The following is a 15,501-nucleotide window of genomic DNA, read 5'->3' on the forward strand; positions in this document are numbered from 1 at the left end:
CATGAGACTCCGCGCGCAGGTAATTCCCATCGCTGAAGTCGCGAGCCGCCGGCGCGACGAGATGTTCGCGTTGATGGAGCAATACTATGCGGGCATGAAGCGCGAGACTTTCGAGAACGATCTCAGTGAGAAGCAATGGGTCATCGAGCTCATTGACCAAGGGACACAAGAGTTGCGCGGCTTTTCGACGCAGATGGTGATCGCTGTGGAAGTGCGCGGGCAGCCGATTCGCGCGCTGTTTTCTGGCGATACGATCGTCGACCGTGGTTGCTGGGGACAGAGTGTGCTGGCGCAGGCCTGGGGACAGTTGGCTTTGAGCTTGATCGACGACAACTCGCCGCGGGATTTGTTTTGGTTTCTGATCAGCAAGGGTTACAAGACTTACCGTTATTTGCCGGTATTCTTTCGCGAGTTTTATCCGCGCTTTGACGCCGTCACGCCGGAGTGGGCGCGGAAAACCATCGACGTGTTGGGAGTGAAAAAATACCCGGCGCTCTACGAGCCGTGGCGCGGCATCGTGCGCGCCGAGCCATCGGGTTGTCGGCTTCGTCGTGGCGTTGCCGAGCTTGCGGATGCGCGACTGCGCGATCCTCATATTCGATTTTTCAAGGAGCGAAACCCTGGTCACGGTCAGGGCGATGAGCTTTGTTGCCTCGCGCCGATCACGCGAGAGAACTTTTCGCTCGCGGCGGCGCGACCGCTGCGCGGTGAAGCGGCGGCATGGAGCGCGCTCGGATGAACTCGGCGTACTGGCTCAACACCGCTTGGATGTGGAAATGCCATGCTGAGCTCAGGCGCTTCCAACGGGCGACCCATGCTGTCGCCCAGGCGCAGGCTCAAGTGTTGCGCCAGATTGTCCTTCAAAACCGCAATAGCGAATTCGGCCGAACCCATGATTTTGCCGAGATCCGTGCACCCGGCGACTTTCAGCAGCGCGTATCGCTGGCAACCTATGACGATTTTCGCCCAGCCATCGGTCGCCTCGCGAATGATTGTAGGGGCAACCCTTGTGGTTGCCCAAACCAGGCGGACAGAGGCTTTCTTACAGAACAAGAAGTTTTGCTCCTTGAGCCCACCAGCGGCAGCAGCGGCGGCGAAAAATTGATTCCCTACACTGCGCCTCTTCGCGCCGAGTTTCAGTGCGGCATCGATGCGTGGATTGCTGATCTCATGGCGTCCTATCCAGACGTGCGCCAGGGCCGCGCCTATTGGTCCATCTCTCCGGCGCTGGGACCGTCGCGCAAGACGCCGAGCGGGATTCCGATCGGCTTTGACGACGACACCGCCTATTTGGGAGTGGCCGAGTGCTGGGCCATGAAGCGGCTGCTCGCCGTGCCACCGGAGCTGGCAAAGGTGAGCGACCTGGAGGAATTTCGCTATCAAACGCTGCTACACTTGTTGGCCGCGGATGATCTGGTTTTGATTTCCATATGGAGTCCGACTTTCTTGACGGCTCTGTTATCCCAGCTCGACAGCGGCGCCGAGCGCTTGTGTGCGGATTTGCACGCCGCCTTGGCAACAAACAAAACGGGCCGACAAGAACGGGCCGACGAGGTTGCTGTCATCCTGAGCGCGAATCAATCGCCGACTTGGAAGCTCCGGCGTATTTGGCCGCGGCTCGCGTTGATTAGCTGCTGGGCCGACGGAGCGTCGGCACGCTACGCAAAAGAGTTGCAGCAACTGTTTCGGCACGTCGCGATCCAACCCAAGGGACTGTTGGCTACCGAAGCGTTCGTGTCGTTCCCATTGGCCGGTCGAAAGGGTGCCGTGTTGGCGCTGCGCTCGCACTTTTTCGAATTTCTCGACGCGCATGGAGAAATGAAGCTGGCACATCAACTGGAAGAGGGTGGTTACTACCAAGTCGTGGTCACAACCGGCGGCGGACTCTATCGCTATCGATTGGGTGACATGGTCGAGGTTGTCGGTTTTGAAAATCAATGTCCGCTGCTTCGCTTTGTCGGCCGCGCCGATCGGGTCAGCGATCTAGTCGGCGAAAAACTCGACGAGATGCATGTGCGTGCGGTGCTCGACCAGGTGTTTGCTCGCCATGGGGTAGCTCCGAGTTTCTCGATGCTCGTGCCCGTAGACAACGGCGTGCGCCGTTATCGGCTCTATTTGCAGGGAATTGTGTTAACTGCTGGCCAGATCAGACACCTGACAGAGGAGATCGAGACCGGATTCGACGGCAATCCCTACTATCGCTACGCGGTTCGAATCGGGCAGCTCTCGAGACTTCAAGTGCGGGTCTTACCGCCAAGCGCGGCCTCGGCCTGGTCGTTGTACGAGCGCGAATGTTTGACGCGGGGCCAAAAGCTCGGCGACATCAAGCCGACGGTGATGCATAATTGGCCGGGGTGGGCGGAAAGATTTGAGGCGTTGACGCCATCGGTCGCTCCGAAGTAATGATTTGGTTAGAAGGCGTTGCGGCACGGCGCACCCTACGAAGAGTTGCGCAGGGCGGGTCTCAGACCCGCCCCTACAAATTGATTAACTCTGCGAGCTCAGGGTCTCTGCGCAAGACATTCCGAAAGGAGCGACTATCATGGGACACATGATGAATGGCAAATGGGTCGACGACGACACGATTCCGGCCGATGCGAAGGGCGCGTTCGTGCGCGCCGATTCGCAGTTTCGTAGCTGGGTCACCGCCGACGGCAGTGCTGGCCCATCGGGTAGCGCGGGGTTCAAAGCCGAGCCAGGGCGCTATCATCTTTTCGTCTCGTACAATTGTCCCTGGGCGCACCGCACGATTATTTTTCGCAAGCTGAAAAAATTGGAAAACGTGATCAGTCTGTCGCTGGCCGACAAGCCCAAGGCCCACGGCTGGGCTTATTCCGAAACGATTGACGACTTTACGACGGCGGCTGACGGTGTCTTTCGGTTGTCACAGGTCTATGCCGCCGCAGATCGCAACTATACCGGCAAGGTTACGGTGCCGACGTTGTGGGACCGCGAGAAGCGGACTATCGTCAATAACGAGTCGTCGGAAGTCGTCCGCATGCTCAACTCCGGCTTCGCCGCGCATACCGACGTGAGCTACGATTTCTATCCCGCTGACCTACGTCCAGAGATCGACCGCATCAACGATTTCGTCTACGGCCATTTCAACAACGGCGTCTATCGCACAGGCTTCGCGCGCAGCCAAGAGGCGTACAATGAAGCGGTAAAGAAAGTTTTCGTCTGCTTGGACCAGATGGAACAGTGGTTAGGCGAGCGGCGCTATCTCGCCGGCGATCGCATCACCGAAGCCGACTGGCGTGCCTTTCCGACGCTGCTGCGCTTCGACCTGGTTTACTACAGCCACTTCAAGTGCAATTTGAAGCGCGTGCAGGACTATCCGAATCTCGCCAACTACCTGCGCGAGCTGTACCAGTGGCCGGGCATCAAAGACACGTTGGATTTGGAAGAAACCAAGAAAGGCTATTACGGCCAGCGCAATGTGAATCCGACTGGAATTGTGCCGTTAGGACCGGACGTGAGCCATCTAGAAGCGCCGCATGATCGCGGGCTTTTGGGGGGTAAGAGTTAGAAGAGCGATTAACCACAAAGAGCCCGGCGCAGCGCAGCCGCAATCAAAGATTGGCTGCAAAAAACGCATAACACGCAAAACTGGGAGAGGGGATACTCGCCACGAAGGACACGAAGATAAGAGAAGAAATTTAAAAAGTCTTCTCCGAACTTCGTGTCCTTCGTGCCCTTCGTGGTGAACAAGTCCCAGCGGACGTTTTTGCAAATCTTCGGGTTAGATTCGATTGACCGTCTGCGGGCCGACTTTTTCGATGTTGACCCGGATGATCACGCGCTTTTCGTCCTGCATCTGGTTCTTGCAAGCTTCCCAATCTTTGTGCTCGCCGCGCACTTGCCTGTACCAATAGATTAACGTGTCCATGGCCGCCGGCAAATCGATGATCTCGGCGGTGCCATGGATCTGGACGAATTTCGAGCCGCTGTATTGTTCGCCGAAGATGAGCATCGAGACGCGCGGGTCGCGGCGGATGTGTTTGATTTTGTAGGTTGTGCCGCGAGAGGTGATGATGACGCGGCCTTGCTCGTCAATGCCCGGCGTGACGAAGGTCATCTGCGGCCAGCCGTCCTTCTGGCGCACGGCGATGCAGGCGCGGTGGTTGGTTTTTAGGAAATTCTGCGCGTCGGCGATTTGCATTTTTCCCCCGTAAATTCTTGGCTCACAGTGGTTCGGAGCCCTTCAAAAAGTCAGGGCGAACGGACCAAGCAAAACCCGGTTAAGAAATCCGTTCATGCTGAGCCTGTCGAAGCATGTTGCTTTAGCCGTGGCCATTGGTGCCCCAAGTCCGCCCGTTGATCCACATCTTTGCTAACTCCAAAGCGTACGCATCCGCCTTTTCTTGGTTGTCAAAGGTCCCGCGCCGCCGGCCGAAGATGGGAATGCGCTTTTCCTTTTTCTTCTCGAAGAAAACAATGGTCGCGCGCGGGATCCAATCGCCGTGACGATCTTGTTCGGCGTCGAATTCGACCCGGTAGCCGCGGTAGTTGCGAGAACGCATTTTCGGTCAAACGATGAAACACGGAAAACGGAAAGCGGAAACTGTAACCTTTCGCAGCAACCGAACAACGCTGCCATGCCGAAAATTCTGTTTTCCGCTTTCCGCGTTTCCGCGTTTTCTTCAGATGCTTACCTTGCCGCCGTTCAACTTGATTCCTAGCTGCGCCAGCGCTTCGACGACCGGAATCTCCGCGCCGAGTGCTTTACCGACGTCGGCTGCTAGTGGCAGGTCTTTGTCATACAGATTGGTGCCGGGGTTGAACTTGATCTCGTTGCCGTCGAGCTCGTAGCGGCCTTCCCAGCGGTCGAGCACGTGGGCGGAGCGGGTTTTTTGCATGAGATCGAGCGCGGCCTTGGCGCTGATGCCGCCGGCTTTGGCGATCTGCAAGGCTTCCCAGACAATGAGTGCTTCGGAGGCCGTCACCATGTTCTTGTAAAGCTTGGTGACGTTGCCGCAGCCGAGCGGGCCCATGTGGACGACGTCTTTGGACATGTTTTTCAGGTGCGGCTTGGCGCGTTCGAAAAACGGCTTTTGTCCGCCGACGAGAAAGGTCAAGCCGCCCTCGCGCACCACGCGCGGCACTGCGGTCATGCAGGCGTCGATGACGTTGACGCGCTTGTCGGCGGCGGCTTCGGCGACTTTCTTAGTCGTCGTCGGCCGGATGGTGCTGTGCAGCAAGACCAAGGAGCCGGGCGCGGCGCCTTCAAGAACGCCGTTGGCGCCCAGACAGCAATCGATGACATCTTGGTCGGTGCGCACGACCACATCGATGATGGTGCTCGCCACCGCTACTTCTTTGGCGGAGTTTAGCGGTGTGGCGCCTTCCGCTTTCGCGCCTTCTTGCGCTTTGGCCGCGATATCAAAAGAGACAGCGGGGACGTTGGCGAGTTTTAAACGCGACAGTAATGCGGTGCCCATGGCTCCGGTGCCGACGAATCCGATTTTTTCCATAGAATCCTCCTACGTCGATGAGTGTTTCGTATTCATGAGAATCTGTGCAAGTGACAATCGTGGTGAATCATGTTTTCGCGAGTACAGGCATCACTTCCTTGATAAATAATTCCATCGAGTTGGTGTATTCCGCGGGCGACAAATCGCCGAAGGCGAACTGTCCGACCAGATAGTTGGTTCCCGCTTGGCTCATTTCGTCTTGAATGAATTCGAGAATCGTCGCCGGGCTGCCGGCGCAGCCTTGGCCGACTTCGCGCAACTTGTCATACTCTGCCGGCCGTTGATGCACCGGGCCGCGCCCGCCGCGAAGATGGGATAAAAAGTTAAAGCTCTGGTGCCAACGTGGATAGGCGCGGCGCGCGATGGCGGCAGCTTTCTCGTCGGTTTCGGCGACAAAGATGAAACGGCCCAGGCCGACCAGCGGCGCTTTCTTGTCAGCCGGCTGCGCTTGGCGCCAGACCTCGCGAAAGCGATCGGTAAACTCGCGCGTCTTATCCGCCGGATCGAGGCTGACGATATTCAATCCCTGGCGGGCGGCGCGTTCGGCGCTGACCGGCGAGTGCACGCCATACCAAACGGGCGGATGCGGTTTCTGATACGGCGGGATCTCCATCGGCACATCGTCGATTTTGAAAAAATCTCCCTTGAAGTCGAGGCGTTTATTGGTCAGACCGCGCATGATCAATTCCAGGCCCTCAACGTACATTAATTCTGCTTTGGAAGGATCGTTGCCGTACAGGGCTGCTTCGATCTGCGAAGCGCCGCGGCCAAAGCCGATATCCAAGCGACCGCAGCTGATCTGATCGAGCATGCAAATTTCTTCGATCAAACGAATCGGATGATAGAGCGGCAGCGCGTAAACCAACGGCCCGAAGCGTAGCCGCTTGGTGCGCTGTGCCACTGCCGCAAGAAACACGCTCGGCGACGGCGCCATGCCCAGCGGCGTCGAGTGGTGCTCGGCGACGTGGTACGCGTAGAAGCCTGCGCGCTCGTAGAGCTCAATGAGCTTGAGGCGCTCCTCATAGTACTCGTGCAGAGGAAGATTGTTGCGATCGAGATGGTCGAAAATTCCAAATTTCATACCAGGCCGGATATATCGTGAATCGAGCGAAAATCAAAGCCGCGCGAGCCCGTTCGCCTTAGTTTAGGCCGTAGAAAACCCGCGGATTGTTTTCAAGAATTTTGTTTTTCGCGGTATCGGAAATGCGTTGGTCCCGGCGCAATAGATGAACCGCGTCGAGCTCGGTGGAGGGATCGTGATGACCATAGTCGGTGCCGATCATGAGGCAATCTTCGCCGGTGTGGCGCAACACGTAGGGCAGGTCGTCGGTGTTCTCGCACGCGACCCACATGCGGTTGTCGGCGAGCGCGCTAGCGGAAAAAGCGCGCCCCTGGCGGCGCAAACGATCGGCCAGATCGTTGAGCACATAGGGCACCCACTGGGCGCTGACTTCGACGAAACCCCAGCGCACCTTGGGGAATTTGTTCGGCAGCTCTTTTTCTAGGACGGTATGAAAAGCGCCGACCACCGCGAGTTTGAACTTAGTGAAAGACGTGTCGTCGGTGAAAAAGTCATGATGCACAAAGCTGCCGTTGGCCGAATGGACGCCAATCGGCAGACCGAGATCGCCGGCGATTTCCCAGAGCGGATAAAAATAGGGCGAGCCGAGCGCGCGCTCGCATTCGAGACCGCGCATGAAGATGCCGCAGGCGCCATTGGTTTTTGCCCATGCCAGTTCGTCTCTCACGGCATTCGGATTTTTCTCCAGAAGCTTAAGAGCCGGTTTAGCGACCCAGCGCAGTCGGCCTTTCGCTTGACGCCACAGATCGGCAAGCCAGCGGTTGTAGGAACTGCACAGCGCGCGCTCGCGCTCGGCGTCTTGCACGATGGGCCGGAGAAACAATGTCGGGTAGAGCACCTGGATTTCGATGCCAAGCTTGTCCATGTGGGCAAGGCGCGCCTCGACGCTGAGCATCTCGCGCGACTCCTTCGAGGTATTGGTGCCAACGTTGCGGTCCTTGCCGTGCGCCCGCCCTTCGATCACCCAAAAGTCCGGGACAACCCGCCCTTCGTTGCTCAAAAGGCTGGCGCCGGAGGTTTGAGTCATGAGTTGGGGGGTGAAGCGTCGATCGGCTTGGTCGAGATAGCTCCAGGTTTGCACCGTCTCAATGACATGAGCGTCGGCATCGATGGCTCCCATGGCGATTCCTTCCTGAATTTGCTTGGTGGCGGTTCGTGTTTAGTAAATCCCAAGCGCTAGGCCGACTGCAAGGGTTGCGCCGATTTCTTCGCAACGCTCCAGATCATCGGGGCCAACCGTTTTTGGGGAAAGGATCGTATCCGGCGTCTGTGAGTGGGTGATGACGATGGTGGGTTCGGCAACAGCCTTCAATTTCCAACCGACGCAGATACGCGCGATCTGGCGGGCGGCGTTTTCGCCGTCGCTGCCGGCACAGATCAGGGTTGCATAGGGGCGGCCAACGATGCGATCCAGCACGTCATAGTAGGTCCGATCGAAAAAGTCTTTCATCATGCCCGACATCATCGCGAGGTTTTCCGGCGTGGCAAAAATATAGGCGTCCGATGAAAGCACATGACTGGAATCGGTGTCGCGGGCGTGGCGCAGGTCAACAGCCACTTCCGATTCGGCTGCGGCGCCACGCACGGCAGCTTCGGCCATCTGCAGTGTGCCGCCGGTCATAGAATGAAAAACGATGAGCAGTTTTTTCATTGTGCTGATCTAAACACAAAGATTCGGAACCGGAAATTTAACCGCAGAGAACGCAGAGTACGCAAAGTTCGGAATCCGTAGGGGCGGGTTTGAAACCCGCCCTCCGAGCTTGTCAGAACGGCCCCGGTACCGCTGGCCACGAGGAGAGCAGCCTACCATAACCCGCGATCGAGTAACGCTTTCCCAGCTTGGATAGCACCAGCCAGAGCATCGCCGCATTACTGCCGATGATGGGCAGCTTTAGCTCATTTTCCATTTTCTCCAAGATCGGGATGGGGTCGAGCAAGGCGCCCTGGAAATAAATCGCATCGACATTGGAATACTCGCCGAGCGCCTTGCGTGTCATCTCTTCGACGTCGCGCGATGTGAGCTTTTGCGCGTCGGTGTGGGCGCGCAAGATCTGCGGCGGGAAGAAAGTTTCCATGCCGAACCGCGCGATGTAGTCGCGGTACATTTGCTTCAACTGATCATCCACCGGCGTCATCAAGAGGATGCGTTTAGCGCCAAAAGCAGTCAGAGCTGCGACCGAGGAGCGCAGCGCCAATGACACCGGCACCGGCAGCGCGGCGCTCACTTCTTCCCACATGGACGGGTTCAGCGCTTCCTTGGGTCCACCGCTGATGATCAGGCCATTCCAGTTGCGCTCAGCGATGAGTTCTTTTGCTTGGGCGATCAAGCTGCCGACTTTGCCCTTGGCGTCGTAGAGGGACGCGTTCTCGCCGCGCTCCTGCATGAAGGTAAAATCGATGTCGCTGGGAATGAATTTCTTGAAGCTCGCGTGGTGCGAGCTTGAAGGGGAGCTCGAGCCGAGAAAGCCGATTTTGATTGGGTTTGCCATTGAGTGATCCTTCCTAAAACGGCAAAGCCCAGCGCTTCAGCACCGGGCCCTGCTTAGTTGGAATCGGAATTGTTGGGTTACGCTGCGCTAACCCAACCTACGCAATTTGCTTTACGAGCCGACAGCTTCCCTCAGTACCGGTTTCTTGTTTCCTAGCTTGAGTGCTAGCTCTGCCACTTCGCTGCCTTTGGCGAACCAGACACCCTCGTGCTTTTTCATGTACGAGATGATTTCACGCAATGCACTCCAGCGGCCTGGGCGGCTCGAAATGTAGGGATGGAATTGGAATGGGCAAAAGGTCGGGCCGAACTTCGATTCTTCGTAAAAGTCATCGAACATGCCTTTCCAGATGACCAGAGTGTCGTTCTTGTTGCCCGAGTCGCGGTGGCTGTAGGTGCGGCCGTCGCCGAAGGGCTGGCGCGGCAGCTCGACGAGCGAATGCTTTTCTTTCTCCCAGAGGAAGGGCAGATCGTAGGAAAACGAGTTGCTGTTCCAGAGGTAGCCATGCTCCATCAGCAGCTCGATGCTGTTGGGGCTCTGCGTGCAGGAGCGCCAGCCTACCGGCCGCTTGCCGGTGCGTTTTTCGATCATCGCCGTCGTGCGTTGGATGACGTCGCGCTCTTCGTCTTTGGTCAGGTCTCGTGCGGTCTCGTGATGGTAGCCGTGGCCGGCGACCTCGTGGCCGCGCTGGACGATGGCTTTGACTTGATCGGGATAGCGCTCGGCGATACCGCCGCAGGTGAGAAACGTCGCTTTGACTTCCAATCCGTCGAGCAGCCGGAGAATGCGCCAGATGCCGGTGCGCGGGCCGTACTCGGCCTGGGTCCACTCTTCGTGATTCATGATGCCGGCCTTGTTCGGCCGCAGGTCTTCGCCACCTTGAAAGTCGAAGCTCAAGAATACCGCCATCCGTTTGCCTTCGGGCCAGTCGATTTGGTTGTCAAAATGACGTTCTTCCATTTTTTGTTCTCCCTATGTTGGAGTGATAGTTGGCCTCACGGTAGCCGAAGCGGCTGGCATCGGCAAGGGGAAAAGGGCTGCCTCTTTGCAGCTGAGCGAGAGAGGTGTTAACCAAAAGAGATTAACTTTTGGTTTAGGAAGGACCGTCATATGGCGCGTTTGGGCCCTCACCCGAACCCTCTCCCGGAAGCGGGTGAGGGGATCGAATTTACTAGCGTTACTTGCTTGCTATTGCTGGTATTGCTCACTATTCCTTCGCAGCTGCTGGGAGCCGAGAGGGTACGCGTGGGCTTTTCCGCGATTAGCCTTGCCAACAGCCCGGTGTGGATCGCCGACGAGCGCGGCTTTTTCAAGAAGCATGACGTCGATGTCGAAGCGATTGTGGTGGGCGGCGGCGCGACGCGCTCGGTGAGTGCGGTGATCTCGGGCGATTTGCAATTCGGCACCACCGGCGGCAATGCGATCATCAGCGCCAACTTCAGCGGCGCGGACGTGGCCATGTATGCGGCGGGCAATAATAAAGGGATCCAGCGCTTGATTGTAAAGCCCGACATCAAAACCCCGGAGCAAATCAAAGGCAAAAGAGTTGGTGTGACGGCGCTGGGCTCGTCGGGGCATCTCGCGATGCTGCTCATGTTTCGCAAGTGGGGGCTCAATCCTGATGACGTGGCGGTAGCGCAGCTCGGTTCCTCGCCGGTCATGCTGGTGAATTTGCAGAAGGGCGGCATCGATGCCGCGGTTTTGCAGGATCCATCGTTTTTCATGGCCGAGGACAGCGGTTTTAAGACGCTCGGCGATCCGGTGGCGTTGGATATCCAATACCTGCAAAACGTCGTCGCGGCGTCACGCGCCTGGGTGCGCAGTCACCGCGATGCCGCTAGCCGATTCATCAGAGGTTTTGTCGAAGGGGCAGCGTTTTTCAAGCGCAACAAAGACGAGTCGATGAAAATCTTGATGAAGAAGATGCGCATCGAGAAGGGGAAAGAGAATTATCTGGAGCGTTCCTACCAGCTCTATGCACAGCACTACATCGAAGCCGCGCCGTACCCATCGGTCTCCGGTACGCGCACGGTGCTGGAGTTTCTTGCGAAGGATTTTCCCAAAGCAAAGAGCGCAGACCCCAACTCGTTCATCGACAACAGCTTGATCAGGCCATTGGAGGACAGCGGGTTTATTAAGTCGTTGTATCAGTGAGATGTCCTCAGTGCGATGGGACAGAAATGCGGTGATAACGACTCCCGTCTTCCGCCTTTGAAAAAGGGGGACCGAGGGGGATTTGCATTCAACGCGCTTGAGAAATTCCCACCGATCGCCCCTTGAGGATGTGGAAAATCATGAGCCTCTCTACCCACGCCCCGGAAATCTCCCCTAACCCCTCTTTCCAAAGAGGGAAATCGGAGCCAACCCGCATCATTTCCAAAGAGGGATGTTTCAACGTCAGGGCTAAAACCCACAACTAAAATTCGATACGACACTAGGCGCTCTCGATGAGGGCGCCACAGTCTTCGCAGCGGTAACGAACTTTGCCGCTGTCGTGGGTGATCTTTTCGAAATCGGCACGCCGTGCCTTTGTGGCATCGAAGCATTCGGGGCAGTAACCATCCTCGCCGATTTCATCGGCGGCAATCGTGAGATGACAATGGCGGCAGCGCAGGGTTTCTTTGCGCTCGGGGAGGAGTTCGAGATTAGCGTGTGAACAGTGCGTCATCGGCAAGAAGATGACCTCGCGCAGAGGCGCAGAGATCGCAGAGAAAACAGGTTTCAAGCCCTGCGCACTCTGCGTCTCTGCGCGAGATATTTCTTAGAGCTTACTTCCACAGCTCGCGGTATCTTACCGCCGCCACCTGTTCGTAGGGCACCGGGCCCGAGAGATGGCCCACTGACATGGCAAAGCGGTTCATCGCCGCAATTGATTCCTCGGAGATAAACGGATCGTAGAACGGCGCATCGCGTTCGACGACGTTGGCAATTAGCGCAGCGGCGTCCGGCGGAAACTTTTTCTTGCCGACTGCGGCAGCGAGTTTGGGGTCGGCGCGCAGCGCCTTTTGCGCTTTGACGATGGCGCGCACGGCGGCGGCAACAGTTTCGGGCTCGCTCTGCATGAATGCGTCTGTGGTAGCCATGCCAGCGAATGTGAAGCGGCGCACTTCGCCGGGATCGTCGCCGCGGCGCACATCGATGTGCACCTTGCCGACGCCACGCGAGACGGCAGTTTCAGCTCCCATTGCGTTGGCCCAGAAGCCGTCCATCTGGCCAGCTTCAAGCGCACGGGCAGCGAAGACGCCGAAGGAGACATCGCGCTTCTTGGCGCCGGGCAGCTCGATAATTTGTAAATCTTTTTGCGGGTCTATCTTGGCAATACGAAGCATTTGCTTGAGTGCGAGGTCTGGCCCTTCGGCGGCGGTCAAGCGCAGGCCCCTCAAGCCGCTCCAGTCGCCGCGCGCCGCTGGCAAATCTTTCCGCACGGTCAGTAGCCACGGCGTTCCTTGAGACAGCGCAACAGCGATCTTGACACCGTTCCAGTTGGGAAACTCGGTTAGCACATCGTGGACCGAGCCCGCGATCATCGCGTCAGCACTGCCATCGCGCAGTGCCTTGGTGGCGCCCAACATGGCAACCAGCTCGATGCGGGCATCGAGCCCCTCGGCTTTGAAGTAACCCAGCTCGTCCGCAGCCAGACACGGAAAGCAAGTGTTACTAACGAGATCAACCGCAGCAATTCGAAACTGCAAGACAATTCCTCCGATTCCGATTCAGACTATTGCCTGTTGCCTCATGCCTATTGCCTTCTTCACGCATGCGCTTCCGCCCAGTTGTTCCCAACATGAATGTCGACCACTAATCCGCAGCTCAATTGTGCTGCCGTCGACATCTCTTCTTCGATGAGCGAGTGGGCCTGTTTAAGATTTTCCTTCGGAACTTCAAATACCAACTCATCGTGCACCGTTAGCAGCATCTTGGCGATGGGCTCCCGGTGCAGCGCGCGGTCGACATTGATCATCGCTCGTTTGAGAATATCCGCTGCGCTGCCTTGGATGGGCGTGTTGAGCGCCATGCGTTCGCCGATGGCGCGCATGCGAAAATTATCCGAGCGCAGCTCCGGCAGGTAGCGGCGCCGGCCGAACATGGTCGTGGTATAGCCGTCTATTTTGGCTTGGTCTACTTGCGTGTTGAGAAACGCTTTCACTTTGGGAAACTGAGCGTAATACATTTCGATGAATTGCGCCGCCGCGCCGACCTCAATGCCGAGGCGCTGTGAAACGCCAAACGCGGACATGCCGTAGGCGATGCCGTAGGAGAACTGCTTAACCTGGCTGCGCTGATCGGGCGTCACTTCGGCGATCGGCACGTTGTAGACCTTCGAGGCGATGGCGGCGTGGAAGTCGTGGCCCTGGTGGAATGCCTGGAGAAAAGTCTCGTCCTGAGAAAGATGCGCCAGCACGCGCAGCTCGATTTGTGAATAATCTGCCGACAGCAGGACATGCCCCGGTGGCGCGACGAACGCGCGGCGGATTTGCCGGCCCAGCTCATCGCGGATCGGGATATTTTGCAGGTTCGGATTCGTCGAAGAAAGGCGGCCGGTGGCGGCGATGGCCTGGTCGTATGTGGTGTGAATCCGACCGGTCTCTTTGTCGATTAACTCAAGCAGCATGTCGGTGAAGCCGGTCTTAAGTTTTGCAACTTCTCGATATTCGAGCAAAGCGTCGATGATGGGATGATTGCCTTTGAGTTTTTCCAGCTCACCGGCGTCGGTCGAGTATCCGGTTTTTATCTTGCGCGTCTTCGGCAGTTTTAGCTTGTCAAAGAGAATTTTTTGCAGCTGCGGCTGTGAATTGACGTTGATCTGCTCGCCGGCATGCGCTTGAATTGCACGCTCTAGCTCAACGGATTTTTTGCCGAGTTTTTCGTCGAGCTCTTTGAGATAAGCCTTGTCGATAAGGATTCCAGCGTGCTCCATGCGCGCGAGCACTCCGACGAGGGGAAATTCCAATTCCACGGCTAGCTGCCAGGTGCCGTTGGCACGCAGCTGCTCCTCAAGTTTTGGCGCGAGCGCGTGCAGTGCCACGGCTTGACGCGCCGCTTGCTGTTTATCGTCGCTGTCGAAGACGAGACTCGTTTGTTCACCGGGTGACGCAGTATTGGCCGGATGCAGGTTCATGCCGAGGTAGCGGCTCGCTGCCTCTTCCAGGGAATAGCCGGAAGGGGAGCCGGGTTCCAGAAGGTAGGCCGCGACCTTGGTGTCGCAGTAAAGACCCGCGACCTCTTGGCTTGACTTCAAAGCGTTGCGGAAAAGTGGCTTGGCGTCGTGCGCAACCTTTGGGCGTTTGGCATCGCGCAAGAAGTCTGCAAGCTCCGCCGCGGCCTTAGAAGACGGCAGGGTGAGAGCTTTTCCTTCGGTGTTGCAAAGCGCAACCCATTGATCGCTCCAGGCGATCGCGGTGGCGCCCTCACCAGTCAGCTCCTTCTTGTCGGTGAGATCGGCGATTGTGAGTTCAACCGCCGAAGCGGGAGCGGCCGTGACGCGATGAAGGTTGAGCGCTTTGAGTCGATCGTGCAGCGTACGAAATTCTAGTGACGTAAAAACCCTGCGGACCTCTTCGTCATCCCACGGCTGTAATTCTAGGCCCGTCGGATCGAGCGGCAGCTCCACGTCGTCGAGCAGGCGGCCCAAATCTTTATTAATGCGCACCTGATCGGCGTGGGCTTTCAGCGATTCTTTCAATTTCGGGGTGAGCTCGCCGGCATGGGCGATGACTTGTTCAATGTCGCCGTATTTCACAACAAGTTGCGCGGCGGTCTTGTCGCCGACTCCGGGAACACCGGGCAAGTTGTCCGCCGCTTCGCCCTTGAGCGCGACGAAGTCGAGCCATTGCGCCGGCGTGACGCCGTAACGTTCGGCGACTGTTGGCTCGTCATAACGGATCACGTCCGAAATGCCACGTCGGGTCATGATGACCTCGACGCCTTCTCGGACGAGTTGGATAATGTCCCGGTCGCCGGTTACGACGATGACTTCATCGCCGTGGTCACGGCAGCGTTTGGTAATCGTCGCTAGCAAGTCATCCGCTTCAAAGCCTTGCAGCTCCACCAGCGGGATTTTCAGTGCTCCTAAGACCTCGCGGATCAGTGGCATCTGTTGGCGAAAGTGTTCCGGGGTTTCAGCGCGGCCAGCTTTGTACTCTTTGTACTTGTCGAGACGGAACTGCGGCGCACCCTTGTCGAAGCAAACCAACACAGCGGTTGGTTTTTCATCGGCCATCAGCTTAATTAACATCGAGGTGAAGCCGAAGACCGCGTTGGTCACTTGCCCAGAAGCCGTTACGAGTGTCTCAGGCAAAGCAAAGAAAGCCCGGAAGGCGAGGGAATGACCATCGAGCAGGATAACTTTGCGCGCGCCGCTGGAGGTCTTGGCTGACGCAGTGCTGTTGCTTAATTTCTTAGCTTTGGTTTTGGGCGGCACTGTATTGGCTTATGTGGTGGTTGAACTTTGTTAAAG

The 15,501-nt window shown here is 57.4% G+C and carries 15 protein-coding genes; 4 read left to right on the top strand and 11 right to left on the bottom strand.

The features are described 5' to 3' along the window. Position 1 precedes the first annotated feature (1 nt). From FJ145_14935 to FJ145_14945, 3 genes are all read left to right on the top strand, one after another. Entirely contained in the window at positions 2 to 739 is a 738-nt protein-coding gene (locus tag FJ145_14935; protein ID MBM4262712.1) for a hypothetical protein, read from the top strand. Continuing rightward, the gene (locus tag FJ145_14940; GenBank protein MBM4262713.1) at positions 721 to 2,403 is read left to right on the top strand and encodes a GH3 auxin-responsive promoter family protein; all 1,683 of its coding nucleotides are present in this window, start codon (positions 721 to 723) and stop codon (positions 2,401 to 2,403) included. Before FJ145_14935 ends, FJ145_14940 begins: the two co-directional genes overlap by 19 nt. A gap of 139 nt (positions 2,404 to 2,542) precedes the next feature. Further along, on the top strand, positions 2,543 to 3,529 hold the full coding sequence (locus FJ145_14945; GenBank protein MBM4262714.1) for a glutathione S-transferase family protein: 987 nt from the start codon (positions 2,543 to 2,545) through the stop codon (positions 3,527 to 3,529). A 213-nt stretch (positions 3,530 to 3,742) separates the two neighbouring features. Here the strand turns inward: FJ145_14945 and FJ145_14950 are convergent, their stop codons facing one another. The 8 genes from FJ145_14950 to FJ145_14985 form a co-directional block, all read right to left on the bottom strand. Continuing rightward, positions 3,743 to 4,162 (bottom strand): TIGR03618 family F420-dependent PPOX class oxidoreductase, encoded by a 420-nt coding sequence (locus FJ145_14950; protein MBM4262715.1) that lies wholly within the window; start codon positions 4,160 to 4,162, stop codon positions 3,743 to 3,745. Between the two features lie 121 nt (positions 4,163 to 4,283). After that, on the bottom strand, positions 4,284 to 4,523 hold the full coding sequence (locus FJ145_14955; GenBank protein ID MBM4262716.1) for a hypothetical protein: 240 nt from the start codon (positions 4,521 to 4,523) through the stop codon (positions 4,284 to 4,286). Between the two features lie 120 nt (positions 4,524 to 4,643). Further along, on the bottom strand, positions 4,644 to 5,474 hold the full coding sequence (locus FJ145_14960; protein MBM4262717.1) for an NAD(P)-dependent oxidoreductase: 831 nt from the start codon (positions 5,472 to 5,474) through the stop codon (positions 4,644 to 4,646). 67 nt (positions 5,475 to 5,541) lie between these two features. Next, positions 5,542 to 6,555 (bottom strand): LLM class flavin-dependent oxidoreductase, encoded by a 1,014-nt coding sequence (locus tag FJ145_14965; GenBank protein ID MBM4262718.1) that lies wholly within the window; start codon positions 6,553 to 6,555, stop codon positions 5,542 to 5,544. 58 nt (positions 6,556 to 6,613) lie between these two features. Further along, entirely contained in the window at positions 6,614 to 7,675 is a 1,062-nt protein-coding gene (locus tag FJ145_14970) for an amidohydrolase (protein MBM4262719.1), read from the bottom strand. Positions 7,676 to 7,714: 39 nt separating this feature from the next. After that, positions 7,715 to 8,215: a flavodoxin family protein gene (locus tag FJ145_14975; protein ID MBM4262720.1), complete on the bottom strand. Its 501-nt coding sequence runs from the start codon at positions 8,213 to 8,215 to the stop codon at positions 7,715 to 7,717. A gap of 103 nt (positions 8,216 to 8,318) precedes the next feature. Continuing rightward, positions 8,319 to 9,044, bottom strand: a complete 726-nt coding sequence (locus FJ145_14980; protein ID MBM4262721.1) for a hypothetical protein — start codon at positions 9,042 to 9,044, stop codon at positions 8,319 to 8,321. A gap of 111 nt (positions 9,045 to 9,155) precedes the next feature. Continuing rightward, the gene (locus FJ145_14985) at positions 9,156 to 10,004 is read right to left on the bottom strand and encodes a hypothetical protein (protein MBM4262722.1); all 849 of its coding nucleotides are present in this window, start codon (positions 10,002 to 10,004) and stop codon (positions 9,156 to 9,158) included. Between the two features lie 150 nt (positions 10,005 to 10,154). Between FJ145_14985 and FJ145_14990 the strand changes: the two genes are divergently transcribed. Further along, entirely contained in the window at positions 10,155 to 11,198 is a 1,044-nt protein-coding gene (locus FJ145_14990; GenBank protein ID MBM4262723.1) for an ABC transporter substrate-binding protein, read from the top strand. 280 nt (positions 11,199 to 11,478) lie between these two features. Here the strand turns inward: FJ145_14990 and FJ145_14995 are convergent, their stop codons facing one another. From FJ145_14995 to polA, 3 genes are all read right to left on the bottom strand, one after another. Beyond that, positions 11,479 to 11,712 carry a hypothetical protein gene (locus FJ145_14995; protein ID MBM4262724.1) on the bottom strand — a complete coding sequence of 78 codons (234 nt, stop codon included), beginning with the start codon at positions 11,710 to 11,712 and terminating at the stop codon, positions 11,479 to 11,481. Between the two features lie 100 nt (positions 11,713 to 11,812). Then, positions 11,813 to 12,757, bottom strand: coding sequence for an ABC transporter substrate-binding protein (locus tag FJ145_15000; protein MBM4262725.1), 945 nt, complete (start codon positions 12,755 to 12,757; stop codon positions 11,813 to 11,815). A 38-nt stretch (positions 12,758 to 12,795) separates the two neighbouring features. Next, complete coding sequence (gene polA, locus FJ145_15005; GenBank protein ID MBM4262726.1) at positions 12,796 to 15,465, bottom strand: DNA polymerase I; 2,670 nt, start codon at positions 15,463 to 15,465, stop codon at positions 12,796 to 12,798. Between the last annotated feature and the right edge of the window lie 36 nt (positions 15,466 to 15,501).

This window comes from Deltaproteobacteria bacterium (genome assembly GCA_016874755.1).
GTDB lineage: Bacteria > Desulfobacterota > Binatia > UBA9968 > UBA9968 > DP-20.

Excerpts from the sequence above, each read along its gene's own strand:
- FJ145_14965 (MBM4262718.1), bottom strand. The coding sequence starts at position 6,555 with ATGAAATTTGGAATTTTCGACCATCTCGATCGCAACAATCTTCCTCTG.
- FJ145_14950 (MBM4262715.1), bottom strand. The coding sequence starts at position 4,162 with ATGCAAATCGCCGACGCGCAGAATTTCCTAAAAACCAACCACCGCGCC.
- FJ145_14945 (MBM4262714.1), top strand. The coding sequence starts at position 2,543 with ATGGGACACATGATGAATGGCAAATGGGTCGACGACGACACGATTCCG.
- FJ145_14970 (MBM4262719.1), bottom strand. The coding sequence starts at position 7,675 with ATGGGAGCCATCGATGCCGACGCTCATGTCATTGAGACGGTGCAAACC.
- FJ145_14990 (MBM4262723.1), top strand. The coding sequence starts at position 10,155 with ATGGCGCGTTTGGGCCCTCACCCGAACCCTCTCCCGGAAGCGGGTGAG.
- FJ145_14985 (MBM4262722.1), bottom strand. The coding sequence starts at position 10,004 with ATGGAAGAACGTCATTTTGACAACCAAATCGACTGGCCCGAAGGCAAA.
- FJ145_14960 (MBM4262717.1), bottom strand. The coding sequence starts at position 5,474 with ATGGAAAAAATCGGATTCGTCGGCACCGGAGCCATGGGCACCGCATTA.
- FJ145_14980 (MBM4262721.1), bottom strand. The coding sequence starts at position 9,044 with ATGGCAAACCCAATCAAAATCGGCTTTCTCGGCTCGAGCTCCCCTTCA.
- FJ145_14955 (MBM4262716.1), bottom strand. The coding sequence starts at position 4,523 with ATGCGTTCTCGCAACTACCGCGGCTACCGGGTCGAATTCGACGCCGAA.
- FJ145_14940 (MBM4262713.1), top strand. The coding sequence starts at position 721 with ATGGAGCGCGCTCGGATGAACTCGGCGTACTGGCTCAACACCGCTTGG.
- FJ145_14935 (MBM4262712.1), top strand. The coding sequence starts at position 2 with ATGAGACTCCGCGCGCAGGTAATTCCCATCGCTGAAGTCGCGAGCCGC.
- FJ145_14995 (MBM4262724.1), bottom strand. The coding sequence starts at position 11,712 with ATGACGCACTGTTCACACGCTAATCTCGAACTCCTCCCCGAGCGCAAA.